The organism is Pseudoalteromonas sp. 4NS20-0020, from assembly GCF_057554385.1.
The window spans coordinates 1-24,978 of the sequence record NZ_BAAJMI010000002.1; the positions used below are offsets into that span (position 1 = coordinate 1).

The 24,978-nt window shown below is 39.9% G+C and carries 23 protein-coding genes; 13 read left to right on the forward strand and 10 right to left on the reverse strand.

Features of this window, described 5'->3' with window-relative positions:
- The first annotated feature begins 528 nt into the window (after window positions 1–528).
- A complete protein-coding gene (locus tag AC27JL_RS04020) occupies window positions 529–1,164 on the forward strand; it encodes a methyltransferase family protein (RefSeq protein ID WP_487194859.1) in 636 nt (211 codons plus the stop codon).
- A gap of 7 nt (window positions 1,165–1,171) precedes the next feature.
- On the opposite strand, the gene AC27JL_RS04025 is transcribed toward AC27JL_RS04020, so the two are convergent.
- Genes AC27JL_RS04025 through AC27JL_RS04035 form a run of 3 tightly spaced genes read right to left on the reverse strand, consistent with a single transcriptional unit; the run spans window position 1,172 to window position 5,782 of the window.
- Window positions 1,172–3,181, reverse strand: a complete 2,010-nt coding sequence (locus AC27JL_RS04025) for a putative bifunctional diguanylate cyclase/phosphodiesterase (RefSeq protein ID WP_487194860.1) — start codon at window positions 3,179–3,181, stop codon at window positions 1,172–1,174.
- A complete protein-coding gene (locus AC27JL_RS04030; RefSeq protein WP_487194861.1) occupies window positions 3,182–3,712 on the reverse strand; it encodes a YfiR family protein in 531 nt (176 codons plus the stop codon). It abuts the gene before it with no gap.
- Window positions 3,713–3,721: 9 nt separating this feature from the next.
- The gene (locus AC27JL_RS04035) at window positions 3,722–5,782 is read right to left on the reverse strand and encodes a TonB-dependent receptor plug domain-containing protein (RefSeq protein WP_487194862.1); all 2,061 of its coding nucleotides are present in this window, start codon (window positions 5,780–5,782) and stop codon (window positions 3,722–3,724) included.
- 481 nt (window positions 5,783–6,263) lie between these two features.
- On the opposite strand from AC27JL_RS04035, the gene AC27JL_RS04040 reads away from it, so the two are divergent.
- The 3 genes from AC27JL_RS04040 to AC27JL_RS04050 all read left to right on the forward strand — a co-directional run bounded on the left by AC27JL_RS04040 (window position 6,264) and on the right by AC27JL_RS04050 (window position 8,924).
- Window positions 6,264–7,277: a Kelch repeat-containing protein gene (locus AC27JL_RS04040; protein WP_487194863.1), complete on the forward strand. Its 1,014-nt coding sequence runs from the start codon at window positions 6,264–6,266 to the stop codon at window positions 7,275–7,277.
- A complete protein-coding gene (locus AC27JL_RS04045; RefSeq protein WP_487194864.1) occupies window positions 7,277–7,993 on the forward strand; it encodes an SIR2 family NAD-dependent protein deacylase in 717 nt (238 codons plus the stop codon). The genes AC27JL_RS04040 and AC27JL_RS04045 overlap by 1 nt, the downstream gene beginning before the upstream one ends.
- Before the next feature lie 133 nt (window positions 7,994–8,126).
- A complete protein-coding gene (locus AC27JL_RS04050; protein WP_039037483.1) occupies window positions 8,127–8,924 on the forward strand; it encodes a response regulator transcription factor in 798 nt (265 codons plus the stop codon).
- Between the two features lie 65 nt (window positions 8,925–8,989).
- Here the strand turns inward: AC27JL_RS04050 and AC27JL_RS04055 are convergent, their stop codons facing one another.
- Window positions 8,990–10,303, reverse strand: a complete 1,314-nt coding sequence (locus AC27JL_RS04055; RefSeq protein ID WP_487194865.1) for a M20/M25/M40 family metallo-hydrolase — start codon at window positions 10,301–10,303, stop codon at window positions 8,990–8,992.
- Between the two features lie 407 nt (window positions 10,304–10,710).
- Between AC27JL_RS04055 and AC27JL_RS04060 the strand changes: the two genes are divergently transcribed.
- The 3 genes from AC27JL_RS04060 (at window position 10,711) to AC27JL_RS04070 (ending at window position 12,845) form a co-directional block, all read left to right on the forward strand.
- On the forward strand, window positions 10,711–11,283 hold the full coding sequence (locus AC27JL_RS04060; protein WP_487194866.1) for an ion channel: 573 nt from the start codon (window positions 10,711–10,713) through the stop codon (window positions 11,281–11,283).
- Between the two features lie 108 nt (window positions 11,284–11,391).
- Complete coding sequence (locus tag AC27JL_RS04065; protein WP_487194867.1) at window positions 11,392–11,685, forward strand: hypothetical protein; 294 nt, start codon at window positions 11,392–11,394, stop codon at window positions 11,683–11,685.
- 44 nt (window positions 11,686–11,729) lie between these two features.
- Window positions 11,730–12,845, forward strand: a complete 1,116-nt coding sequence (locus AC27JL_RS04070; RefSeq protein ID WP_487194868.1) for a hypothetical protein — start codon at window positions 11,730–11,732, stop codon at window positions 12,843–12,845.
- Window positions 12,846–13,047: 202 nt separating this feature from the next.
- On the opposite strand, the gene AC27JL_RS04075 is transcribed toward AC27JL_RS04070, so the two are convergent.
- Both AC27JL_RS04075 and AC27JL_RS04080 read right to left on the reverse strand, forming a co-directional pair.
- Window positions 13,048–13,728: an SDR family oxidoreductase gene (locus tag AC27JL_RS04075; RefSeq protein ID WP_004587015.1), complete on the reverse strand. Its 681-nt coding sequence runs from the start codon at window positions 13,726–13,728 to the stop codon at window positions 13,048–13,050.
- Window positions 13,729–13,956: 228 nt separating this feature from the next.
- Window positions 13,957–14,955 (reverse strand): DUF4382 domain-containing protein, encoded by a 999-nt coding sequence (locus tag AC27JL_RS04080; RefSeq protein WP_487194869.1) that lies wholly within the window; start codon window positions 14,953–14,955, stop codon window positions 13,957–13,959.
- Window positions 14,956–15,301: 346 nt separating this feature from the next.
- Here AC27JL_RS04080 and AC27JL_RS04085 point away from each other — a divergent pair, with 346 nt between their 5' ends.
- The gene (locus AC27JL_RS04085; RefSeq protein ID WP_487194870.1) at window positions 15,302–16,156 is read left to right on the forward strand and encodes a mechanosensitive ion channel family protein; all 855 of its coding nucleotides are present in this window, start codon (window positions 15,302–15,304) and stop codon (window positions 16,154–16,156) included.
- A gap of 86 nt (window positions 16,157–16,242) precedes the next feature.
- On the opposite strand, the gene astB is transcribed toward AC27JL_RS04085, so the two are convergent.
- The 3 genes from astB to AC27JL_RS04100 form a co-directional block, all read right to left on the reverse strand.
- A complete protein-coding gene (astB, locus tag AC27JL_RS04090) occupies window positions 16,243–17,589 on the reverse strand; it encodes an N-succinylarginine dihydrolase (RefSeq protein ID WP_006794420.1) in 1,347 nt (448 codons plus the stop codon).
- Window positions 17,590–18,001: 412 nt separating this feature from the next.
- Window positions 18,002–19,105 (reverse strand): L-dopachrome tautomerase-related protein, encoded by a 1,104-nt coding sequence (locus AC27JL_RS04095; protein WP_487194871.1) that lies wholly within the window; start codon window positions 19,103–19,105, stop codon window positions 18,002–18,004.
- A complete protein-coding gene (locus tag AC27JL_RS04100) occupies window positions 19,102–20,118 on the reverse strand; it encodes a zinc-binding alcohol dehydrogenase family protein (RefSeq protein WP_487194872.1) in 1,017 nt (338 codons plus the stop codon). Before AC27JL_RS04100 ends, AC27JL_RS04095 begins: the two co-directional genes overlap by 4 nt.
- 110 nt (window positions 20,119–20,228) lie before the next feature.
- On the opposite strand from AC27JL_RS04100, the gene AC27JL_RS04105 reads away from it, so the two are divergent.
- Window positions 20,229–21,128 (forward strand): LysR family transcriptional regulator, encoded by a 900-nt coding sequence (locus AC27JL_RS04105; RefSeq protein ID WP_033035064.1) that lies wholly within the window; start codon window positions 20,229–20,231, stop codon window positions 21,126–21,128.
- On the opposite strand, the gene AC27JL_RS04110 is transcribed toward AC27JL_RS04105, so the two are convergent.
- Entirely contained in the window at window positions 21,117–21,575 is a 459-nt protein-coding gene (locus tag AC27JL_RS04110; RefSeq protein ID WP_487194873.1) for a MarR family winged helix-turn-helix transcriptional regulator, read from the reverse strand. The two genes, AC27JL_RS04105 and AC27JL_RS04110, sit on opposite strands and share 12 nt — an antisense overlap.
- A gap of 135 nt (window positions 21,576–21,710) precedes the next feature.
- On the opposite strand from AC27JL_RS04110, the gene AC27JL_RS04115 reads away from it, so the two are divergent.
- From AC27JL_RS04115 to arsJ, 4 genes are all read left to right on the forward strand, one after another.
- A complete protein-coding gene (locus AC27JL_RS04115; RefSeq protein WP_029773654.1) occupies window positions 21,711–22,139 on the forward strand; it encodes an organic hydroperoxide resistance protein in 429 nt (142 codons plus the stop codon).
- Window positions 22,140–22,326: 187 nt separating this feature from the next.
- Window positions 22,327–22,680, forward strand: coding sequence for a metalloregulator ArsR/SmtB family transcription factor (locus tag AC27JL_RS04120; RefSeq protein WP_487194874.1), 354 nt, complete (start codon window positions 22,327–22,329; stop codon window positions 22,678–22,680).
- A 38-nt stretch (window positions 22,681–22,718) separates the two neighbouring features.
- Window positions 22,719–23,729, forward strand: a complete 1,011-nt coding sequence (locus AC27JL_RS04125; RefSeq protein ID WP_487194875.1) for an ArsJ-associated glyceraldehyde-3-phosphate dehydrogenase — start codon at window positions 22,719–22,721, stop codon at window positions 23,727–23,729.
- Between the two features lie 29 nt (window positions 23,730–23,758).
- Complete coding sequence (arsJ, locus tag AC27JL_RS04130; RefSeq protein ID WP_006794427.1) at window positions 23,759–24,976, forward strand: organoarsenical effux MFS transporter ArsJ; 1,218 nt, start codon at window positions 23,759–23,761, stop codon at window positions 24,974–24,976.
- Window positions 24,977–24,978: the final 2 nt, after the last annotated feature.

Here is a 24,978-nt window from a genome sequence, read left to right on the forward strand (position 1 = left end):
AACGGGTTTTTTGCTGTCTGGGGTTTAGTAAAAATAGCCAAGACCCTATGCCGAACTCAGTAGCGACACAAAACAGCGCGAAGGCGAACCCCGACTAATAATAGTATCCCATTTGCTGTGTGAACCTTCACCGCTGTGGGCACCATGACATTACCAGGCTTCAAATAAGAGAAACCCGTTGCAGCAATGTGACGGTTTTTTTTGCTTTCTGGGGTTTAGTAAAATCCTAGAACCTATGCGAACTCAGTAGCGACACAAAACAGCTCGAAGGCGATCACCATACATGGCTGCCTTGTGCCTCACACAATAATAATTTCTATTTCACGGTGACTTTTACAGATTTACTTCTCTATGTATTGATTTAAGATTTATAACAATATAAAAAATACTAGCGATTTAAATAAGCGTATTGGCTAATACTTTTATAGAGATAAGTTATTATTGGTTTTGTTTAACTTTACTTGTTAAAAGTCCTTATGGGCTTTATGCTCTCCTTTTGTTAACGTTTTTACTCATTTAGGGTCCTCTATGTCTTTCCCCTTATTTATCGATGACTCACCTTCTTTAATAGAGTTTACTCGTATCTACCTTGCTTTGTTTTATACCTTTGTAGCAGGTTTTTATACCTATAGAATTATTTATATGTCACGTACTGAGAAAGAAAACATTGTTTTTCCTGGAGTTAAGTATTGTGCAAGTTGGTGGAACCATACTGCGTTTAAGTTCTTTAGAGCCTTGATATGGTTTGTATGTGTATTGCGAGTGTTTGTTCCTTCGCTTGATAATTACCTAGGGCTTTTTACCGGTTTGAATGATTGGCCCGGTGTTATGTTTGGCAATGTGCTTTTGACAGCAGGTTTTGCTTTATCGATGCTTGTTCATTTTAATATGGCCTCATTGTGGCGTTCAGGAGTTGATCCAAACGGTCCGCGTGAATTAAAAACAAAAGGGTTATATCAGTTTTCTAGAAACCCAATGTATTTGGGCGTGATAGCCGCTCAAATTGGATTTTTCTTAGCGTTGCCAAGCTTATTTAGTTTAATATGCTTAGTCATTGGGGTCGCAGCTATATACAGGCAAACTCTGGTAGAAGAAAAGCATTTAACCGAGAGCTTTACAGTTGAATATAAACAATATTCACAGGTAGTGCCTCGCTGGTTTTAATTGCGCGTTATTCTTCAATGAACTCGCTGACAAACACCTTTTTTGAAACTGGTTTAGAAAAGTAATAGCCTTGAATATAATCACATTGCATCTGTTTTAGTAACATGTACTGCTCTTGTTTTTCTACTCCCTCAGCAACTACTTCCACATTTAAGTTATGGGCCATTGTGATAATAGCCCTTACTAGTGCAATGCTATTATCATTTTTTTCTATATCCTTTATAAATGAACGATCTATTTTAAGGATGTCGATATCTAATCGTTGTAAGTATGCCAGTGATGAGTAACCCACGCCAAAATCATCAATAGCAACATCTATTTGAAATTCACTTAGGCGCTTGAGCTGTCGTTTTATTTCTGAATCAGTTCCCATTAGAGTGTTCTCTGTTACTTCTATTAAGACAGAGTGTCCGGGTAAATTGAATTGTTCGCTTGCTTGTATCCATTGCTCAACCCACTCACCAGAGCGGTCAATCTCAAGTGGTGAGGTATTAACACTAACTTGTATAAGGCGTTTAGATAATTTATTGAATAAAGTACAGTCTTGTATTGCTTGCGATTTCACCCAGCGGCCTATGTCGCTTATTAAGCCATTTTTTTCTGCCATAGGGATAAATTCATTAGGCCCTATTAATCCTTTTTGTGGATGATTCCAGCGGATCAATGCTTCGGCTTTAGTAATGCTCTTACCGTCAACAGAAAAAATAGGTTGATAGTACAACTCAAACTGACTTTCTTTTAAACCAAGTTTTATTTCTTCAATGAGTTTTCTTTTCTCAGTTGCTTTTTCTTCAATTGAGTAAGAGAAAAATTCGTACCTATTTCTACCTTTCTTTTTAGACAAATACATTGCTTGGTCGGCACGTTTTACAAGCTTTTCTACTGTACTACCATGCTCAGGATAAAGAGTAATCCCAATACTTGCGGTAACACATACAGTTTCTTCTTTTAATTGTATCGGTTTTAATAATGCTTGTTTGATTTTATCAGCAACTTTAACAGCGATTGCTTGGTTAGCGTTTTTTAAAATTAATGTAAATTCGTCTCCGCCTAATCTTGCAATTATATCCTCATCTTTTATGCATGCTTTGAGTCTATTGGCTACATGATGTAACAGTAAATCTCCGTAGTCATGGCCTAGGCTATCATTAACGTCTTTAAAGCCATCAAGATCTAAAAATATCAATGCAAAGCTTGTATTGTCATTACTGATAAGCGTTTGTATTTCTTCGTAGAAAAAACGACGATTCGGTAAGTCGGTTAAACCATCTTGGTATGCGTAGCGGTGAAGTTCGCTGTTAGCATTTTCAAGCTCTTGGGTACGTGTTTTAACTTGATTTTCTAAAGCGTGTTCACGTTGCTCTATTGTATAGAGCATATCGTTAAAACATACGGTTAATTCGCCAACCTCATCATTAGAGAGTTGCTCGGCACGTAAACTATAGTCATTTGATTTAGTGATGTCGTTAGCTGTTTGAGCTAAATATAAAATGGGGCTTAAAAAACGACGCCTCAGTAACAATGAAATAATTAGGCTGACAGCAAAGGATAGTAGCGTGAGACTAATTATAAACTTTACATAAAAATCTATTCGATTATTGATATAGCTATTGTTAGCATAGATTACTAATTCGCCAACGTTGTTACCATCTATAGTCAGTTGTTTTTTTACTTCAACAGCATGTTCAACATTATCGGATAACATGTGCGAATTAGTTTTTGCTACAATATCTCCAGTTCGATTAGTAACAATAGCAGAGATTACATCTGTACGAGTAAGAATAGGCTTTATTAGTTCTTGAATTGCTTCTAAATCTTCAAAGATAAGTGCGGTGGCTATATTTGGCGACATCATGTTTGATAGAGAGTTTAGACTTTCTATTTGTTCGCCTTTTGCACTGCTTAATTCGTATGTACCAAATGCTACAGTTACAATACTACTTGATATAAATGCTACGCTCATCAGTATAAAAAGCAGCTTTTTACTTATTGTGTCTAGCGTAAATAGTTTTTTCATTTAGCCATCCACAATTCGCGCAAGGCGCAGTACTTTAGAGCTCATTGTTAAGCCGTCGATTTTAAGGTTGTTTGGTGATATTTCAAAACGGACCTTTCCGCTTGAGAGAAAAAACCTTATGTGACCATTGTTTTCTATAAATCCGTCACTTTCTCCCACTAATAAAATATTTTGATAAGTTAAACCAGGAGTATTTACCCAATCTTGGTATGTTTTTGATGTAATGAATACCATGTTGCATTGTGTTAGTGAGCTACTATTAAGTGATATGTGTTTATTTACTAATGGGCGCATTTTAATACTGCGCTTAGTGAGTGCAACATCAGCAATGTTGATGAATGTTTCGTCTGGGCTACATAATGTAAAGTTATTACTATGGTACGTCGGTGTTACCCAGTTTGCAAAGCGAGCAAAGTTATATAAAAAACCAGCCTTGAGCATATACTCTTTCTCAGTCGCAGCACTATTAGCACTAAAAAAGAGTGTTAATGTAATTAATAGCCCGTTGAGTAAAAGTTTTAATAGCTGCATTAAATAATCTTAAAAACTGGCTTGAATTGAAAATGTTATACATTCATCAATGTAGTTAGGCAGTGTGTAGGTTTCACGAGTGTTGTTATACTCAATGTGAGAGCCTGCAAACAAGTTTTTACCCGACAAAGCCGTAGACCATGCTTGGTTAATTTGATAACTCCAGGTTATATCCATTGTTGTGTAGCGGCTTGTGTCATAGGCATCTGAGTTTTCAACTCTTAGAGTTGCAAAAATATTATGCTGATTAAAAAATGTATAGTTTACTTTGCTAAATAGCTGCCTGTTAGTTGAATCAAAACCTATTGAAGGTGTTGCTCCCTCCGGCAAGTCATAGTCAATCGTTGTATAACTATAGCCCAGCTCTGTACTCAAGTTATCAAGTGGTTGCCATGTTGCTACAATATCAAAGCCGCTGGTTGTTGTTTCACCAACAGAAACTATGTCGAGATCTACACGTGTTTTTGTTAGTGCAAATGCCGCTTGCTCAAACTGAGCTAGTTGGAAAAGGCGTATTGCGGGTAAAAACTGCCCTGGGTGCGTGTTAAATTTGATTGAAGCAATATTATCGGCATCTGTATAAAACGCTGAAAAATCTAATGATGTGCTATCACCTTCAAAGCGGTAGCCTAACTCGTATGAAACGTAGTTTTCTGATTCAACTTTGTCGTTGCCATTGAGGTAAGTTGCAATCGCATATTCATTAATAGCTTCAATGCCAGTACTTCCACCAAGCGCCTCTTCTACAACTGTCCCATTCACTTTGTAGTCATCATTAAACTCTATCAGGGTAGGTGTACGTACACTTCTGGATATAGCACCCCATATTAGATGGCTCTCTTGTGGCTTATAGATAACCCTAGCCGATGGTTGGTTTTCCCAGCCAGTTAAATCATTGTGGTCGAGCCTAGTGCCGACAACTAAATCAAGATAATTGGGTATAACATTATATTGGGCTTGGATTAATCCACCATATTGTTGAAGATTGTCTAGGTCTTTATCACTGTCTAAAAATACACTTTCCTCGAAAGATATTTTGTTATATCTGTAATTCAAGCCCCAATCTAGCTGCAAAGAGTCATATAAAAAGTTCATTTGGTAGTCTATATCTATAGATTCAAAGTTTTCTTTTATATATGTTTGGTTGCCACTTTGCTTTAGCCATGACACTTGCAACATTTGGTTTGCGTCGGGAGATATTCTATTTTCTAGGCGCGCCATAACACGAGAATCAGTACGTGATAAGTCTCCAGAAAATGAAACGTTTCTATTGGTCTCGTCAATAACTCCACGGTAGTTTTGGCCTAAGTTAGAGTGTGTAACATCTCCTTGTATTAAAGCAGACCATTCGTCGCTTGGTGTAAAGTCAGCACGCAAACCCAGAGAATGTTGTTTGGCTGTATCACTAGGCGTGAGTGAAATCCCTTTTTTTGACTCATTAGCGTCTTTTACATGACCATAAATACGGTAACTGCCTTTATTACTTAAGTCGCCGCCATATCGCGCGTTAGCATCAATATTTATTTGATTACCGGTAGTCGCATTCGCGTAGGCACCACGAGTATCAATACTGTTTTTAGTAATAATATTGATCACACCATTATTTGCATTTGTGCCCCACAATAGGCCGCCTTGACCGCGAATAACTTCTATTCGTTCAATATCATAAAGTGGGACGTTCAGTGTTTCCCAATAAACAGCAGCAAATTTAGGTGTATATAAGCTTTGCCCATCAACCATAACTAAAAGCTTACTTGAAAATCTAGACGCAACACCGCGGGAAGAAATTGCCCATTGATTATTATCAAGTTGCCTAACGATAAGTCCAGGTACCATTTTTAATGCTTCTGGTACTGAGTTTGCACCAGATTTATTAATTTGCTCTTTACTTAAAACATAAATAGATGAGGCGGTATCAAATGCTGATTGAGCTCGCTTCATTGCAGACGTAACTTGAATATCCATTTCCATTAGTGCACTAAGATCGAGCTCAGCATCTTCAAAAGGATCTGCAATTACAAGCGGTGATAAAAACAATAATGGCCATAGTGATTGATGCGAAATTTTCACTAAGGAACTCCTACCTAGTCATAAGTTATATAAGCGAAATTGCTTTTTTTAAACATTTGAAGAACATTACATTAACATTATGAATGGTGTAAATATAGCAAAAATACGCTGCTACTTTTTATGTGAGCCTTTAACTTCTTTCAATATATCATTAGCTTATAAAGTAACCATAACTAAAAAAATACCATAGCTAACGTATACACGGCTTCATTAAAATTAATTTTAAATGATTAATAATATATATTATCTTTAAACAAAAGTATTAAGTCCATGTTTAATTGTTTTTTTATCAACCAAAAGCGGATGATTTTTACACTTAACGTAAGTTCATAAAGTTAATTTAACAAAAAAGTAGCTTTGACTTATTTTATATTTTGAGGTGTTGAAAGCAGTAAGTGCATCACAAGGCTTATCAAAACTGGTTCAGCGTTGAAAAATAAATTAACCTTACTTTATTAACCTTTAATAAGATTATTTTTATATGAGTTTTATTTTTTCTGCACTGCTAGCTAGCCTTCCTGCTTTACCTGAGCCTGTTGCAAACAACGCAGTAGCTAAAGTTACAGCGCAAAATAACACCTATTTCTTAAGCTTTATGGGCTTAGCTTCAAATAAACAATTTAGTGATGTACATAATAAAGTGTGGGCATTAAAGCTGGGAGAAAGCCAATGGCAGGCTAAATTGGTAGTACCTTCTAGCTTGCCAATTAAGGGGCGTTTAGCAAGTACAGCGGTTGGTATAGGCAAATACGCTTATGTATTTGGTGGCTACACTGTTGCTGCAGATCACACGGAAATATCGAGCCCCGACGTGTATAAATACAATATAACCACAAATAGCTATACGCAACTCAAGTCTATGCCAGTCCCAGTAGATGACAGCGTGGCGCTAAGCTACAAAGAGCGTTACATATACCTTATTAGCGGTTGGCATAACGATGGCAACGTAAATTTAGTGCAAGTATACGATACTAAAAACAATACATGGCAGCAGGCGTCGCCTTTTTTAGGTGAGCCTGTATTTGGCCAAGCGGCGGCTATTAGTGGTAAGACTATTGTTATTTGCGATGGCGTAAAAACCCAAGCAAATCCAAATTCACGCCGCTCGTTTGCAGGGGTTGCACAATGTTTAAAAGGCACAATAAATGCCAACAACCCACAAAAAATAGATTGGCGAACGCTGCCACACCCAACAGGCGAAGCACATTATCGTATGGCTGCTACAAGCTATAATGGCCATATTTACATGCTAGCAGGCTCAAGCAACCCCTATAATTACGATGGCATTGGTTATAACAAACAGCCAGCTCCAGCAAGTCGTCATGTATGGCGCTTTAATATTAAAAATAATACATGGCAAGCCATGCAGCCACTTAAAAACGCAACAATGGATCACCGAGGCTTACTAGAGCATAACGGTATTTTATATCGTATTGGTGGAATGAATAACCAACAGCAAGTTATTAATGATGTGCTAGGTTACGAGGTCAAATAATGAATACGCTTTATATTACCGGCGCAGGGGTAAGCGCGGCTAGTGGTATACCCACGTTTAGAGGGGAAGAAGGATTTTGGACTATAGGCAGTAAAAACTATACGCCTATGGAAATGGCAACGCGCGCTATGTATCAAAATAATCCGCGTGAGTTTTTGGCTTGGTATTACAACCGTTTTGCAACGTATCGTAATCATGGCCCTAACGAAGTGCACCATTGGTTGAGCGATAAAAACTTAATAACCCAAAATATAGATGGGCTTGATGGCAAAGTCGGTAACAAAAATTACATTGCGATACACGGCAGGCTCGATCAAATGACGCTATTTCATGAGCAAGGCGAAGCCGTTAAACCGCTAATGACCCCGTGGAATAATGTAGATGAAAGCCGCCTGCATGAATCTCTTTTTGAGCTATTTAATATTCAAAACCAAACAGCTGAGCTTAACCACTCGTTTAAGCCTTTTGTGTTGTTGTTTGATGAATTCTACACCGAGCTTTACAGAATAACCCAAGCACAGCAGCGAATGCTCAACGCTGATAAAATTGTATTTATGGGCACCTCGTTTAGTGTAAATATCACCCAAATGGCATTAGAAATAGCCCGTACTTATAACATACCTATCGAGGTGGTCGATCCTAATCCTGCTCACATACTACACCCAAATGTAAGTTATAAAAAAATGACCGCGCTTGAGTACATTCAAAAGTTCTGATTTATTTGTAATTAAAAACTTACAAATAAATGCATATAAATAAGCGTTTTGTTAACCCCAGTGATACATGTTGTTTTATAATGAAACCGTAAAACCGAAATCGTTTAGCAATAACATAACCCAAGAGAGTTACATGAGTGATTTAACTGCAATAGCCAATTTATCAATATTATTAGTAGAGCCTTCAGAGGTTCAGCAAAAACTGATAATCAAATCACTAACTCAATGTGGTGTAACCCAAGTAGAAACCGCAAGTAATCAAGCGCAAACGTTAGCTCTTTTAGAAAAATACCAGCCCGATTTAGTTATTAGTAGCATGTACTTAGCCGATGGTACAGCAGACTCTTTGTTACAAAGCATTCGTTCAAACCCGCGCACAGAAAGCCAAGCGTTTATGTTGATCTCGAGCGAGCGCAATAAAAAATACCTTGAACAATTAAGGCAGTCGGGCGTATTAGCCATTTTACCTAAACCATTCAGTGCAGATGCAATTACACGCGCGTTAAAAGCGACGCTCGACATAATTACAGAAGAAGAGGTCGAACTAGAGCATTTTGATGTCACTTTATTACGAGTTCTAGTTGTTGACGATAGCCGTTTTGCGCGCAAGCATATTATTCGTGTGCTTGCTGGTATGGGAATACCAGCCCCGGTTGAGGCGCAAGATGGTAAACAAGCAATTGAAAAACTTAACGAACAGTCATTTGATTTAATCGTTACCGATTACAACATGCCAGAAATGGATGGACGCGAACTAACCGAAACTGTACGTGGCTCAAATGCTTACTCGCATATTCCTATTTTAATGGTGAGCTCAGAGGCAAACGACACCCATCTAGCCAATATTGCGCAAGCGGGCGTTGATGCCATTTGCGATAAACCGTTTGAACCCGCCACAGTGCGAGATTTGCTTTTCAAAATAATGTCGTGATAGACATTTTTTCATCACATGTATTTGAACGAGTGCAAAAGTAACAGCACTCGTTTTAAATACTTTTACATTTGGCCTAATCTATATACAAGCAGCGCTGTTTTAGCGGTGTTTTTATTAAGCGAGGTTAAATCGGCGGTTTCGTTTTTAGTGTGTGCGCCACTGCCCATTAGTCCTAGGCCATCAAGCGCCATATCAACATGGTTTGCAGCAAACGAAATATCAGCAGCACCGGCATTACGAGGGTTTGCAGCCACCACTTTGTTATAACCTAAGTCTTGGCTTGCTTGGCTATACAGTGCAAGCAGCTTTTTATTACCCTTGGTGAGGCCCATTGGTGGGTAGCCGTTTTCAAAAATAAGCTCAGCTTGGCTGCCATTTAAGCTTTTAGCCACTATTTGCTGCATCACTTTTTTAGCGCCTTCTACCTGCTTTGGCGAAAGCGCACGTAAATCACCCGCCACATGGACGGTTTGTGCAATTACATTGCTTTTACCAAACGCCGTGGCTGACGAATTAGCGCTGTCGTACTGTGCATCAGTGCCACCGACAATAAGCCCCGGGTTAAAGGTTAAGTTAGGTTGCGTGGCAAGTTGCTCTCTAAAGTTATTTAGAATACGCGACGCCTCGTAAATAGCACCGTAGCCCACATTGTCACTAAATATTTGCGACGAATGGGCCGCATTGGCCGTAACATTTAACGTCCAGCCGGTATAGCCACGGCGCGCCGCCATCGCAGTTTTTATATTGTTATCGCCGTTCTCAAAACCTAGCGCTACGTCAGCCCAAATTGCAGCATCAACAATCGCCTTTTTAGATAAGCTAAGTGGGCGACCGCTGCTTTCTTCATCGCCCGTAAGCAGTACTTTTACGCTTACGTTTTCAAGTAAATTAAGCGCTTGCAGGCTTTTAAGCGCGGTAATTATAATAGTGTTGCCGCCTTTCATATCGGCTACACCTGGGCCGCTGGCGGTGTGTTCATCAATTTGTTTATAGGTAGTAAAGTTATCGTGTTTAGCAAATACTGTATCAAGATGGCCGATCATCAGTATTTTTATTGCATCGGGGTTTTTACTTTTGTGCGTAGCTAATACATGCCCTGCGCGGTTAAACGCGCTGCCATCTAGCCACTCAACCTCAAAACCAATGGCTTTTAGTTGCTCGGTTGCAATAGCGCCTACCTTTTTTACGCCTTCGATATTAAGTGAGTCGCTATTAATATTAACTGCTTGTTTTATCTCTTCAAGTGCTTGGGGCATGTTTTGCTCAACTTGTTTAACTATTTCACGCTCGTTTTTATTAAGCGCCGCGTGGCTTGTAAACGGTACGGTACTCGCAAGGATAAATATAAGTGCTTGGCTAAATTTTAAAAGTGACATAACAGCCTAATAATTGAAAAGTAGTTCAGCTAATATGAAGTAAAAATGCAAAGGGTTCAATAGAAGTGGATTGTGATTTTTAACTAATTTTATAAACAACAACGAGTTACAAGGTTAAGGGTTAATGTGTGTATGCGTTATTGATTTAAACACAGGTATTTAAAATATGATTTGTTAATTAATAATCAACTATATGTCTGATATTACTGATCTCCACCATTTTGTTTTTTGCTACATTTAGAAAAGGTAAGGCGAAGCTAACTATCTGTTTACAGGTGTTTATTTTATAGCTAGGATAAAATTACTGTAATATAGGAACATTTGTCGGTTTGTAAAACGACAGATGTCGTAGACTAAATTGTTAGTTTTCTCGGTGTTAATCCATTGATCGGAGTTTGAATTAAGTTATGGAAAATAAAGAACAAAGCCGATTAATCAAATTTTCCAATTGGTTAGCTCAAACTCGATTCGCCCAATTTGCCTTTTCTTCAGAGTTTCGAATTAGAGCATCCGTTACAATATTTATTCTTTTTACTCACTTTTTTTATTGGGCTACAGCTTGGTATTCACCTTGGCCTTATATAGTATTTATGCTTTTTGGCTTATGGTTTTCACAAGGTGTTTATAAGCCTTGGGCATTGATAATTAAGCAATCTTCTCAGCCTGTTTATGATTCTGCGATGCTAAAAATTAGTGTTCCTTTTATTATTCTCAACTATATAGCGTTATTTGCCTGTCTTTATATGTTTGGGAGTGTTGTAGACGCGAGTGGAAATGAAATTCAAGGCACTTGGAAACACTTTTACTTTAGTACCGTAACACTCACAACACTGGGTTACGGTAATATAGTTCCTAACGATATTGTTGCAGAGGTTATTGCAACCATTCAATCTATTATAGGTTTTATGGGGTTTGCAGTTTTCGCAGGTATAGTTGCTTCAATCGCTTTAAAAAGAGTAGAGTTGCAAGACAAAAACTAACAAGAACATTAAACGATAAATTTACAATTGGCTGTTTTTCGTTCCTCAAACATTGTAGCCAACTGTAAACTTCCGCTTATGTAAGCGTTATGAAACCAAGGAGAATTCATGAAAACTGAACACGGAAAAATCGACGGTGATGTTGTAATTACTCAAGAACTACAAATGCATGGGATGTTTACTGGTGATGTCATTGTTAAAAATGGCGGATATTTAGTTCTTCATGGCATGGCCACAAAGTCTGTAGTCGTTGAGCCCGGTGCAAGAGTCGAAATTCCAGGTATGGTCACCGGTAATGTTGTTAACGACGGTGGAACCCTATTAATTACTGGTACTGTCAACGGCCAAGTAATAGAAAACTCTGGTAGTACAGAAATATCCAAAAATGCATCAATCGGATAAATCGACTTTCATAACGCCGCGTTGTCAAACTTTGGAGAATAAAATTGAGTAACTGGCCAATATCAGGGAGAGATGTCCATTTTCTCGGTGGTATTCATGCAATTAATTTACCGTCATCTAATCAAGTTAAGGTTTATCCAAGTACCATTGATGGTAAGTCGGCAGTAATAACAATTTCAACATATCAAAAATTATACGAAGGATTAGCTCAAGTAGGGTTAAGCGAACTAGTTGGTACAGAGTTTTATACTGATGTATCTCATACCGACGGTAGTGCTCCTTCTGAATGGAGAGCTCATACAGCTTACAAATCAAAACCATGGTCACACACTGAAGCTATTTGGCACTGGTCACATGTATCAAATCAAGGTCATAAATTAAAGGATGCGTTCTTGTGGGATATTGCTAAACGAATATCTTATCAAATCAGTACTTTAAATGAATCATTTAAAATACTGTCTCACAGATACAGAAAGCAGCTTATGGGACGGTGTATACGAGATAAAATTGAAATAGGGAGCAAATTTGAAGATGGGTTCTCAAAAGAGATCTATAACTCTTTTCAGCACTTTTTATTTGATGCATGTACTTTAAGGGATTATTTATCCGAATTTATTTTTCATTTTATATTAACTGATGAAGAAAAGTTGGGAGTACAGCACATGAACATCACATCTCGTATCTTCAAAAAGTACTTCAAAGATAAGAGCCAGCCTACAGTATTTAGATCTAAGTTTAAAAATGCTTGTGATAAAAACGGGTGGTTAAATATATTAGGCTCATATCGCGACTTAGTTACACATGCTTGTCCAATGTCGATGGCTGGTGGCCACCTATGGATTCGTGTTGAAAGCATAACTTTGAACGAAGGAAACTTACTTCCTAAAATTGTCGCACCAATACCATTAAACCCAGAAGCAATAAAACTTGAACGAAATACATTAGAGTCATTTGATAAATTTGATCAAAAGTTGAAAGAGTTCTTTGGTCAATCGAACGATGAAAAACAATCACACGATATATTAACTTACTCAAAAACTGTAATGGCTAATTTTTCAAGCTTCATCTGGGAGCTGGCTGAAGAAAGCCCATATAAAGGTATAAAGCATACAATCACAGAAAATGATCTTATCGGTAAAATAAAAATAGTAAACCGGTAGCTAACAAGCTGTTAAAAAAGGACAAAAAACAGTTGGCTTTTGCTTCTTCGTAGCTATTATAGCCAACAATTTTTGCCTGTTTAAACAAACAAGACACCCATCTTAAATTCTTCATTCTATCCAGCCAGTATTTATCAAAAACAATTATCAGGTTTAACGCCATTGGCATTAAACCTGACAGCTCAAACTCAACCAATCACCGTTAATTAGTCGGCATTAAATAAATCTCGCGCACGTTGTTGCGCTGGTTTGCTTCTATTGCAAACAGTACGGCGTCGGCCACATCTTGTGGGTCGAGTTTGTCGGGCTTTGCTTCATCAAAAAATGGGGTGTTTACCATGCCTGGGGCTATGGTGGTACAGCGGCCGTTCCACTCGCTCATTTCTTCAGCTAAGTTTTGCCCAAACCCGTAAGCAAACCATTTGGTTGCGCCATAAATAGAGCCTTTTATTGGCTTACGGCCAGCAGCTGAGCTGGTTAATATAAAGTGACCTTTGTTTTGGCGTAAATGAGGCAGGGTTGCTTTTGCCGTCCACAGTAGGGCTTTAATGTTTATGTCTATCATGGTTGACCATTCATCGGGGTCGCCTTTTTCGGTGCCTGCGGTTGAAACGCCCATACCTGCGTTAGCAAATGCGGCATCTAGTCGGCCAAATTTTTTAAGCCCTTTTGTTACTACGTTTTCAAGTTCGGTAAAGTCGGTGGCATCTGCGGGTACACTCAGTGCGTTATCTTCACCTAATGACTCAACTAGTTCAGCTAATTTATCTTCACTTCTGGCGGTAAGAATGACTTTATGGCCGTTATTCACCAATGTTTTTGCACTCGCTTCACCTATGCCACTAGAGGCACCTGTAATTAGAACTACTTTTTCTTTCGCCATGATTATTTCTCCTATGTTTACATATTCAAAATGATAAGAACGGTTTAACTAATACGTGCTATTAACTGTACCAGTTCTGGGTTAACGGGGCTTGAATGCAGGTCACTTTTCGAATGAATTATTTGGATGATGTTAGGTGAGTGGCTTTAATGGGTTTCTGCAAAGGTGGAGTGTTCGTTTTTGTTATACTTTTTATAAAAAAAGCGCACCTTAAAGTGCGCTATACGTTTATTGTGTTATGTCAAAGCTAACTGAAAGGTCCTCAGTTTGCGGTACACTAATTTGCTTAAGTTGATAAACAGTGAAATCTGTATCTTCTAGCTCTGCATCGTCTAAATGTGCGGTGCACGTATAGCCAAGTTGGTAGTCTCCCGGTGTAATGAAAGCAAGCTCAAACTCATATTGGTTATCGTCTTGATCAAATACAACATTTGCGGTCGCAAGTGGGGCATCTTCTGGGGTTTGCTCATCTATTTCGTATATATCTTTAGGTACTTGAGCATCTGATGAATATAAATATACGGCATGTCCAAACGTTGAATCTGCAGCAGCAGTGGCGATATTGTCTGTTTCACAGTTATTAATAAGCGCTTGGCTTACTGTGCCTTCAATTTCTTGTGACTCAGAAAGATTTTGTAATCGTACGCCTCTAGGTTTTAAAAAGATCTCCTCATTATTTTGGGGATCGACCAGCGATTTTTTTAGGTCAAATTCTAAAACAAAGTCGTTATCAGTTTGGTTAAGTGTAAAGCCATCGAGTTGTATTTCGCCTACACCATCATTCCCTTTTCTTTTTACCACGAGCGGAGCAATGCTGTCGTCTTCGTATACTACGTGAGATGTAAAACTAAGGTTATTAGTATCGCCATTTATAACTTGAGCGCGGATCCACGAGTATTCGCCTGCTGGCACTTCTTGATCGTCAAGCAGCTCAAAAACATCGTCCCCGGTGTAATCGAGCAAATTAACCATTTGTGGTTGAGATGCGTCAGCTTCACTTCGGGTTTCAAAACTAAATTCTTCATCGCCTTGTGTTTTAATAGTGATTGAATCAAACACGACGTTAACCGCTTTTAAACCACTAACTGGCGCATCTGACACACCAAGGCTAAAGGTTGACTTGTCGCTAGATTGTGGCGGTGTTGTGTCATTGTCATCACTTGAAGAGCCACACCCGGCTAATGCAAAAAGAACGGCGCTGCTGACTAATGTTGATTTAAAATTCATGATTTACTCCTTTAGTTTATAAAGCGGATTGTAGGAGAGCTAAGCTGAATTTAGATTGAATAGGTTTTTAGAATATTTACTTGAAATTAATTTATATTTTACTTTGCGTATTTTTGAACAAAAGTATGTACGCCATAGGTTAACTAGTTTGTGAGCACTAAGTTTTTAAGTGTGAAAATTTAAGCGAAAAAAAGAAAAACTTTGCCCAATTAATTTGCTGATATAGGCACACCTTCCACTTATTTTAATGCTATCGCTTTAAAATTTTTACTATATACTCCCGCCACTTCTTTTGAAGTGTATAGATTTAATTCTTGCTGATAATCAGCCCATAGTTGGAATATGTATGAAAGATAAACTTATTGTGTTTTGGCAAAGCCATTCAGAAACTATCATCACTTTAGGTTACAAAGTGGTATTAGCTTTGGCTATTTTAGTTGCGAGTGCGCTTATTGCGCGTTCAGTAAAAAAAGCGATTAAAAATTCTAAGTCACCATTAAAAAAAGTAGACGAAACGCTACTGCCGCTTTTATCGAGCATTGCGGGGTATTTAGTTTACATAATTGCTGGGCTGTTTATTTTAGATATTTTTGGCGTTAATACGGCAAGCTTAATAGCGCTAATGGGCGCGGCGGGTTTAGCGATTGGTTTGGCGCTTAAAAACACCTTAAGTAATATTGCAGCCGGCATTATGCTACTCATACTTAGGCCATTTAAAATAGGCGATTTTGTAGATGCGAGCGGCACGCTTGGCACAGTGAACGAAATAAACTTATTTACGACCATTTTTAAAACCACCGACGGCCTTTATATCGCATCGCCTAACGGTAAAGTATGGGGCGGCAACATTAAAAACTTTACCCGTAACGGTAAAAGGCGCATGGATATAGTGGTGGGTATTTCGTACGCCGACTCTATTGATGTGGGCTTAAATGTACTTAAAGAACTCGCCGAATCAGAGAGCCGATTACTCGCCGAGCCCGCACCTAAAGTAATGGTTACCTCAATAGGCGAAAGCGCAGTAAATATTCAATTACGTGCATGGGCTGTAAATGGCGATTACTGGCAAACCGTGTGGGATTTAAATAAACGCGTTAAAGAGGCCATAGAAGGCGCGGGGCTGAGTATTCCGTTTCCGCAGCGTACATTGCATATATCTGAGTCGATGGCATCGGCAGTAACGGTTAATAACGGTAAATAAAACCTTTAAACACTATTAGCATAAGCACAAATAAAAATAGCGAGCCTTGGCTCGCTATTTTTGTATTAGCTTTTTGCTGACGAGTATTAACCTTCTAATTGAAAGTCGTATACCGAGCCTAAATTAAGGAGCTGGGTGAGTTCATCTAGTGCTTGGTAGCTTTCGGTAAGTAGGGCTGAGTCGGCAAAGTCGCTTGCACCTAACTTATCGCGGTAGTTACGCTTTGCCCAGTCACAAAGCTGAGTGTATTTAGTATCGGTTAAAATAACCTCTGGGTTTACCGCAGTAAGTTCTTGCTCGTTAAGAGCTACACGTAAACGCAGGCAGGCAGGGCCGCCGCCATTTTGCATACTTTGTCGCAGGTCAAAAAACTGCACTTGGTTGACTGGGTTATCGGCTAAAATCATTTCTTCAATGTAGGCGTTTACTGCGCTATTACGTTGGCACTCTTGTGGCGCTACTAATAGCATTGAGCCATCATCTAGGCTTACTAATTGGCTATTAAATAAGTAACTGCTTACTGCATCGCTAATGCTTACTTTATCGGTAGGTACTTCAATTATATATAGCTGTTTGCTGCCGGTGTAGGCATCGCGAATTTCTTGCAGGGCATCTTGTTGGTTTAAAAATGCTTGCTGGTGGCAAAGCAATACGTTTGCGTTACCAACTGCAATTACATCGTTATGAAACACGCCTTGGTCTATAACATCTGGGTTTTGCTGCAGTAAAATTTGGCTCGATTCTTTTAAGTTATGTAATCGGCAAATGGCTTCTGAGGCTTCTAGTGTTTGCCTTGCAGGAAACTTAGCCGGTTTTGGTAATTGGCTGTTAAAGGCACTTGCACCAAATACAAACATTTCTAGGCCTTGCTCGCCGTGGCTGTCGCAAAGTCGGGTATGGTTAGCCGCGCCTTCGTCGCCAAAAAAGCCCTGATCGGGTAAATGCGTGTGGTGTGCAAAATAGCTATCGTTATTAAACATGGCTTTTAGTAAGCGGGTAGTTGTAGCAGGCTCTAGGGAGCGATGAAACTTATTGTTTAAATTAGCTGAGGTAAAATGCACTTTGCCATCGAGGGTATCTGGCGATGGAGAAACAGTAGCGGCATTGGCGGTCCACATTGCAGAGGCCGAATAACACGCGCGCAATAAAATAGGGTCGGCTTTAAATGCTTTATGAATAACTTGCGAATCGTTGCCGGTAAATCCTAGGCGACGTAGTACGTTTAAATCGGGGCGTGCGTGGGGCGCAAACACACCTTGTGTTAGGCCTTTGTCGTGCATGGCTTTCATTTTTTCAAGGCCCTGTAACACAGCTTCTTGAGGGTTTGAAAAACTTGCCGCATTATTTAACGAGGCAACGTTACCATACGATAAACCCGCATAGTTGTGAGTAGGGCCAACTAAGCCATCAAAATTTACTTCTAAGGCGTGCATACACGTTCCAATCATATTGTTTTTAGTAACTTAACAATACAACGCAATGGCCGCGCTTGCAAAGCCTATAAATACGAAAGTTATCGGCTGTAAACTCGCTCTTTGTCGCACGTAGTATGGGTATTGCTCGGATCGTTTACCTGCCATACGCTAATGTCTAAACGCCATAGTAGGTAAAGGGTGTGGTATAGGTTAGCCATGGTATTTTCCTTGAAAGTTTCACTGAACACATCTGTACTTTGAAAGAATTATGCCAACTGTTAATTGAATATTTTATGAATACAAATCAGATATTTATTAAAACACTAAAAATAACTTTTGAGCGCTTAGCACCACTTTGGGGCTAAAAGGGTTAAAAGTTGCACCAAAAAGCCACGCAACAGGTGCGTGGCGTATGGTTTATACGCTGTATTTAGCGCCCTACTTTACCCTTTACTAGTGGGTCGAACGACAGCACACTAAATTTTCCTTGGCTGGCATTTTTACCGTTATTTAATACTGGCGAGCGATGTAGCTCATCTACGGTAAAATATATTTTATGATCGGCGCCATAACTAAAGCCATCAGGCCAGCTTAAGCGCTCGTCTTTAAATAATACCTGGTATTTACCGCTTGGTTTTACCACGCCAATTGCGCCGTTGGTTATGTCGGTAACATACACATTGCCGCCGCCATCAACAATAATGCCATCTGAAATGGGTTTAGTGCCGTAACGCGTTACTTTACTTTCAAGGGCGCTTGCGCTCAGGCTTTTATTGTTAATATCGCTTGTGGCAATACGATAAACCGACGTGCCAGACATAGAGCCAAAGTAAAGCCACTGTTCGCTTGGGTCGAGTGTGATTGGGTTTACCCCTAAACGTGCTGGTTGGCCGCCTAGTTTCATGGTGCGCCCTTCAATGACCATATCGATATTTTCGGCTGTGGTGTATGGGCTATTTTGTAAGACTCTGCGCGCCTCACCTGTTTTTAAATTTACGGTAATAATAGCGGCTTGGCTGCCTTGTGCGGTGTCGGCAATGTATACAACGCCGTGTTTATTATCGATAACTAAATCGTTTAAAAACGAGGTGTCGGTAATGGTGGGTTTAGCTAAATAAATTATTTTATGCAGCTGCTCTTTGTTGGTATCCCAACCGACTAAACGCCCAGCATGATCAGGGCCTGATGTATCAAGCATCCATAATACGCCATCGGCAGATACATTTATGCCAAGTACGTCGTAAAAGCCTTTGCCGTTTTTATACGCGTATGCCCATTCTTCATTAGGGTAGGGTTTGGTGGTGCCATCGCTTAATAGCTCCATAATTTTTTGTTTTTGGCCGTAAAAACCATGTACCGATAAAAACTTACGACCCGAGGGCGTAATAGCAATATTACCCGGTGGGTGCTGCGCGTCGAATGTGGCTACTGTTTTTAAATCAGCATTTTGATTAGCGGAATTCGCAAACACACTGCTGGTTAAAAACGCAGTGCTACAGGCTGCAACTAAAAGTATTTTTTTAATCTGGTTCATGCTTCAAAGCCTTCTAAAACAAGTTTACCGCGTGAGGTGTGCGATTCTAAAATTTGGTGTGCTTTATATAAATTAGCGGCGTTAATTGGGCCTAAATTTTGCCCAAGAGTGGTTTTAAGTGTACCTGCGTCTATCAGCTCACTAATTTCATTAAGTAAGGTGTGCTGCGCTGTTATATCGGTTGTAGTAAATAGCGAGCGAGTAAACATAAACTCCCAATGCACCGATATACACTTATGCTTAAATTTTAAAATATCGAACGATGTAGGGTCATCTATTAGCGCAAATTTACCTTGCGGTTTAATACATTCCACTATTTGGTCTTGGTATTGGTCGGTATGGGTTAAGCCAACAACGTAATCAAACTCAGCTAAACCAAGCTCTAGGCGCTGCTCGTTTAAGTTTTTAGAATGATCGAGCACGTGATCGGCTCCTAACTCTTTAAGCCAAGTTACGCTTTGCTCGCGCGATGCAGTACCTACTACGTTTAGCCCCGTAAGTTGCTTGGCAAGCTGTACCAAAATAGAGCCAACGCCACCTGCGGCGCCAATAACTAAAATAGATTGCTGAGTATTTTGCTTATTTTTAGGCACTTGTAAGCGCTCAAACAGCATTTCGTAAGCGGTAATACTGGTTAGCGGCAGCGCTGCGGCTTGTGCGTCGGTTAATGTTTTAGGCGCACGCCCTACAATACGCTCATCAACTAATTGAAATTGCGCATTACTACCTTGGCGCGATAAATCGCCGGCGTAAAATACACGATCCCCCACGTTAAATAACGAAACCGACTCGCCAACGGCTTTTACAACGCCTACGCAGTCCCAACCTAATACTTTGTAGCCTTGCTCTGGCGCTACATTTGCACGTATTTTTGTATCTACAGGGTTTACCGAAATAGCATTTACTTCAATAAGTAGGTCGTGCCCTGTAGCGGTTGGGGTATCAAGCTCAATTGCTTGTATAGAGCTTGCTGTGAGTGTTTTAGAGTTTTTGGTGTAGCCAAATGCTTTCATGTGGGTTCCTGATGATTTTAAGTACTTTTTAATATGCAAACACTATAGCTCAGTTGAAAAATAGAAAAAGACATGAAAAACTAAAGCACTTTCAAATTTTAATTGAAAATATGCGATCATTTAACGATATTCAAACCTTTATAGATGTAGCCAGTTGTGCCAGTATTTCTGAAGCCGCACGGCAAAACGCGCAAACCCCAGCGGCGGTAAGTGCAGCTATTAAGCGCCTAGAAAAAGATTTAGGAAACGTGCTGTTTATTCGCTCTACCCGCAGCTTACGATTAAGTGTGGCAGGGGAGCAGTTTTTAAGTTACGCCAAAGATTCACTTTCGCTTATTCAACAAGGGGTAGCTGCAGTACAAACCGCAGTGGGCGAAGTAACGGGAACGCTACAGGTATCGGCTCCGTGCGACTTAGGGCGCAATAAACTAAGTGAATGGCTTAATGAGTTTTTAGCACACTACCCGCATGTAAAACTTAAACTGCACTTAAGTGACGAAGTAAGCGACATTTACAGCCAATCAATTGATATTGCGCTGCGCTTTGGTGTACCAAAAGATTCGCAGTTAATTGCAGCGCCGCTTTTTTTAAATAATGCGCGTATTTTAGTGGCCTCTCCTGACTATATTGCTAAAAATGGATTGCTTACACATCCCCTTAATTTAACACAGCACACCACCATTACCTTTATGCGCTTTGGCGAGGTGTTTAAAGAGTGGCGATTTTATAAAAATGGCGCAGTGCAAAAAGTGCAGCTAAATTGCCAACACATAGTTAACGATGGCGAAATGGTTAGGCGCTGGGCGCTAGAGGGGAAAGGCATTGCGTATAAGTCGTACTTAGATGTAATTGATGATTTAGCAAGCGGGCAACTCGTTCATTTGTGCCCCGAGTGGCAAAGCGATCCGCTACCGCTTTATATGATGTACGCCGACCGGCGCCAAATGACCCCGGTGATCAGCGCATTTAGGGCGTTTATTCAACAAAAAATAACCGCGTTAGTTGGCTAACTCATCATCGTTTTTAGTTGTTAAATCGCTTATTACTAAATCAAGCAGCTGCATTAGCTGTTTGGCTTTTGTGGGGTCTACACTTTCAAACTTACATAATATATTTTTTGGAATATCAGCGGCTTCGTTTTTAAGGGCTTGCCCACTTTTGGTAAGCTGAATTAGGCGCTTACGCTTATCGTGCTCATCTTTAATAACAGCCAGCAGAGACTTTTCGGTCATTTTTTTGAGTATTTGGGTCATAGCGCCGCCATCAATAGCGGTTTTATCTATTAGCTGCGCTATGGTTATTTTGTCTTGCTCCCACAGCGCCATCATTACTACATACTGCGGATACGTTAAATTAAGTGCAGCTAAAGGCTCACGGTAAGCACGTGCAATGCTATTTGATGCCATATATAACCTATGACAAAGCTGATTTTTTAATTTTAGTTGCTCAAATGACATACCCAACTCCTAGTGCGTTAATACCTTCAACTCAAAAAACATTTTAATTTGCATGCAAAGTATTTGCAATCTCTAATTACTTGTCCTATTATTTTGCATGCAAACTAAATTAATTGATAAACTTTGGAGTTCACTATGAATGTATTACAAAACGTTGCCTACACAGCAAAAGCAACTGCAACCGGTGGCCGTGAAGGTGTAGCTAAATCAGACGATGGCCGTTTAAATGTAAACTTATCAACCCCAAAAGGGCTAGGTGGCGACGATGGACAAGGCACAAACCCAGAGCAATTATTTGCAGCTGGTTATGCAGCGTGCTTTATTGGTGCACTAAAATTTGTAGCAGGTAGCGAAAAAATTGCGCTACCAAGTGATACACACATTAACTCTGAAGTATCTATTGGCGCGATTGAAGGCGGTTTTGGCATTGCAGTTAAATTAGCTGTATCACTAGGTGATATGGATAAAGCAGCAGCGCAAGAGCTGGTAAATAAAGCACACCAAGTATGCCCATACTCAAATGCTACACGCGGTAATATTGAAGTGGAGCTTTCGGTTATTTAATTAACTGATTACTTAGCACTGTAAAAGCCCAGTGGTTTGCCACTGGGCTTTTTTGTGCGCTGCAATTTACTAGAGATCACATTAATTGAAGCGGGCTTTTAAATAAACATACGGAAAATCGTATATTCACTATTTCATATGTTCTAATTTTGTTTTATTGTATGCACACTAACTAAACGAGGATGCTATGGAACAATTCAACCCACTTCAATTTTACAAATGCTTAGCCGACGATACGCGCTTAAAAGCCATGTTATTAATTAGCCATGAGCAAGAGCTATGTGTGTGTGAGCTTGTTGCTGCGCTTGAACTGAGCCAACCTAAAGTGTCGCGCCATTTAGCACAGCTTAGGCAATGTGGCTTATTGAGCGACCGTAAGCAAAATCAATGGGTGTACTACAGCATTAATAAAGCCCTGCCACAGTGGGCTCTTAGCGTACTAACACAAACCAAAAACGAAAATTCTGCGTTTTATAACGACGATTTAAATCGACTCAATGCAATGGGGAATCGCCCAGAGCGTGCAGCAAGCTGCTGTTAATTAAGCAAATTGATATAACTTTACTAAAGGTATTTATTATGACAATTAAAGTAGGTATTAACGGCTTTGGCCGTATGGGACGTTTAACACTGCGCGCAGCACTAGAGTGGCCAGAAGTAGAATTTATTAAAGTAAACGATGTAGCAGGCGATGCTAAAACACATGCCCATTTATTAGAGTTTGACTCAGTGCACGGGCGTTTAGCACACAGCGTTACAGCAAACGGGAATAGCTTTAGTGTGGGCAAACACACTATTGCAGTTACCAATTACAAAACCATTAGCGATACCGATTGGTCTGATTGCGATGTAGTAATAGAAGCCAGCGGTAAAATGAAAACCACTGAGCTGTTAAATCAATATTTAGCACAAGGTGTTAAGCGCGTTGTGGTAACCGCTCCGGTAAAAGAAGACGGTATTTTAAATGTGGTTATGGGGGTTAACGATGATTTATATAACCCAAATGAGCACAAAATTGTGACTGCGGCTTCGTGTACGACTAACTGTTTAGCGCCTATTGTAAAAGTACTGCAAGAAAAAGTAGGCATTAAGCACGGCTCAATGACCACTATTCATGATATTACCAATACCCAAACTATTATTGATGCGCCACATAAAGACTTACGCCGTGCTCGTTCGTGCGGTACTAGTTTAATACCTACCACAACCGGTAGTGCAACAGCCATTACGCATATATTCCCTGAGTTAAAAGGTAAGTTAAATGGCCATGCCGTGCGCGTACCTTTAACTAACGCATCTATTACCGACTGTGTATTTGAGCTTGAGCGTGGAGTTACTGCAACAGAGGTGAATGAATGGTTTGCTCAGGCGTCTAAAAACGAGCTTGCAGGTGTATTAGGTTACGAAGAAAAACCGCTGGTATCGATTGATTACAAAACCGATCCACGCAGTTGCATTATTGATGCGCTTTCTACCATGGTTATTAATAATACCCAGCTTAAATTATACGCTTGGTACGATAACGAATGGGGCTACGCTAACCGTACCGCCGAGCTTATGCTTAAAGTTGCTAAAAGCGACGTGGTTTAACCATTTATAAGGTTTAAAGGGCGTTACCCATGTTTGAGCAACTTGCTAATTTACCTACAGCAATAAAACAGTATTTAATTATTACCGGTAATTACTGGGCATTTACCTTAACCGATGGCGCACTACGCATGCTGGTAGTGCTGCATTTTCATCAGTTAGGGTATGGTGCACTGGCCATTGCCATGCTGTTTTTGTTTTACGAAATTTTTGGTGTGATCACCAATTTAGTGGGCGGTTGGCTAGGGGCTCATTTAGGCCTTAATAAAACCATGAACTTTGGCCTGGCGCTGCAAATAATGGCGCTTGCCATGTTATGCGCGCCAAGTGAATGGCTTACAGTTGCTTATGTTATGGCGGCACAAGCGCTTAGCGGTATAGCCAAAGATTTAAATAAAATGAGTGCCAAAAGCGCCATTAAACATTTAGTGCCCGAGGGAGAAAGCGGCCAAGGCCAGCTTTACAAGTGGGTGGCTATTTTAACGGGCTCTAAAAACGCGTTAAAAGGCGTGGGCTTCTTTTTAGGCGGTTTACTTCTTACGGTACTGGGTTTTGTAGGTGCTTTAAAAGCCCTAATTTTATTACTCACTATTGCGTGGATTATTAGCGTTGTATTTTTAAAAGGCGACATGGGTAAGGCTAAAAATAAGCCTAAGTTTAAAGAGCTATTTTCTAAATCCCGTGCAATAAATTTACTAAGTGCAGCACGATTATGCTTGTTTGCCGCGCGTGATGTATGGTTTGTGGTGGCTTTACCTATTTATTTAGCCCAGCAGTTTAACTGGAACTTTTGGTGGGTTAGCGGCTTTATGGCGCTTTGGGTGATTGGCTACGGTGGAGTGCAATCGCAAGCGCCGCGTATTACCGGCACCAGTAACTCAAACGTTGATACTGTTAAACATGCCTATTTATGGGTGTTGCTATTAAGTGGTGTAACTGCACTTTTAGCACTACTTATGCAATTTGATGTTGCTGTGCATGCCACCTTGATTATAGGTTTACTTATATTCGGCGGTGTATTTGCCGTTAACTCATCAGTACATAGTTATTTAATTGTCAGTTTTGCTAAAAGCGATGGTGTATCGCTTGATGTTGGCTTTTATTATATGGCCAATGCCATGGGGCGTTTACTGGGTACGGTGCTTTCGGGGTGGGTATTTCAGGTTTATGGTTTTGTAGCGTGTTTATGGGTGAGCGTTGCTTTACTCATAGGTGCCTCAATAACCACAGCTATTTTGGCTAAGCGTTAAAA

Coding starts and splice junctions, on each gene's coding strand:
- AC27JL_RS04020 (WP_487194859.1), top strand. CDS start 529: ATGTCTTTCCCCTTATTTATCGATGACTCACCTTCTTTAATAGAGTTT.
- AC27JL_RS04025 (WP_487194860.1), bottom strand. CDS start 3,181: ATGAAAAAACTATTTACGCTAGACACAATAAGTAAAAAGCTGCTTTTT.
- AC27JL_RS04030 (WP_487194861.1), bottom strand. CDS start 3,712: ATGCAGCTATTAAAACTTTTACTCAACGGGCTATTAATTACATTAACA.
- AC27JL_RS04040 (WP_487194863.1), top strand. CDS start 6,264: ATGAGTTTTATTTTTTCTGCACTGCTAGCTAGCCTTCCTGCTTTACCT.
- AC27JL_RS04045 (WP_487194864.1), top strand. CDS start 7,277: ATGAATACGCTTTATATTACCGGCGCAGGGGTAAGCGCGGCTAGTGGT.
- AC27JL_RS04050 (WP_039037483.1), top strand. CDS start 8,127: ATGAGTGATTTAACTGCAATAGCCAATTTATCAATATTATTAGTAGAG.
- AC27JL_RS04055 (WP_487194865.1), bottom strand. CDS start 10,303: ATGTCACTTTTAAAATTTAGCCAAGCACTTATATTTATCCTTGCGAGT.
- AC27JL_RS04060 (WP_487194866.1), top strand. CDS start 10,711: ATGGAAAATAAAGAACAAAGCCGATTAATCAAATTTTCCAATTGGTTA.
- AC27JL_RS04065 (WP_487194867.1), top strand. CDS start 11,392: ATGAAAACTGAACACGGAAAAATCGACGGTGATGTTGTAATTACTCAA.
- AC27JL_RS04075 (WP_004587015.1), bottom strand. CDS start 13,728: ATGGCGAAAGAAAAAGTAGTTCTAATTACAGGTGCCTCTAGTGGCATA.
- AC27JL_RS04080 (WP_487194869.1), bottom strand. CDS start 14,955: ATGAATTTTAAATCAACATTAGTCAGCAGCGCCGTTCTTTTTGCATTA.
- AC27JL_RS04085 (WP_487194870.1), top strand. CDS start 15,302: ATGAAAGATAAACTTATTGTGTTTTGGCAAAGCCATTCAGAAACTATC.
- astB (WP_006794420.1), bottom strand. CDS start 17,589: ATGCACGCCTTAGAAGTAAATTTTGATGGCTTAGTTGGCCCTACTCAC.
- AC27JL_RS04095 (WP_487194871.1), bottom strand. CDS start 19,105: ATGAACCAGATTAAAAAAATACTTTTAGTTGCAGCCTGTAGCACTGCG.
- AC27JL_RS04100 (WP_487194872.1), bottom strand. CDS start 20,118: ATGAAAGCATTTGGCTACACCAAAAACTCTAAAACACTCACAGCAAGC.
- AC27JL_RS04105 (WP_033035064.1), top strand. CDS start 20,229: ATGCGATCATTTAACGATATTCAAACCTTTATAGATGTAGCCAGTTGT.
- AC27JL_RS04110 (WP_487194873.1), bottom strand. CDS start 21,575: ATGTCATTTGAGCAACTAAAATTAAAAAATCAGCTTTGTCATAGGTTA.
- AC27JL_RS04115 (WP_029773654.1), top strand. CDS start 21,711: ATGAATGTATTACAAAACGTTGCCTACACAGCAAAAGCAACTGCAACC.
- AC27JL_RS04120 (WP_487194874.1), top strand. CDS start 22,327: ATGGAACAATTCAACCCACTTCAATTTTACAAATGCTTAGCCGACGAT.
- AC27JL_RS04125 (WP_487194875.1), top strand. CDS start 22,719: ATGACAATTAAAGTAGGTATTAACGGCTTTGGCCGTATGGGACGTTTA.
- arsJ (WP_006794427.1), top strand. CDS start 23,759: ATGTTTGAGCAACTTGCTAATTTACCTACAGCAATAAAACAGTATTTA.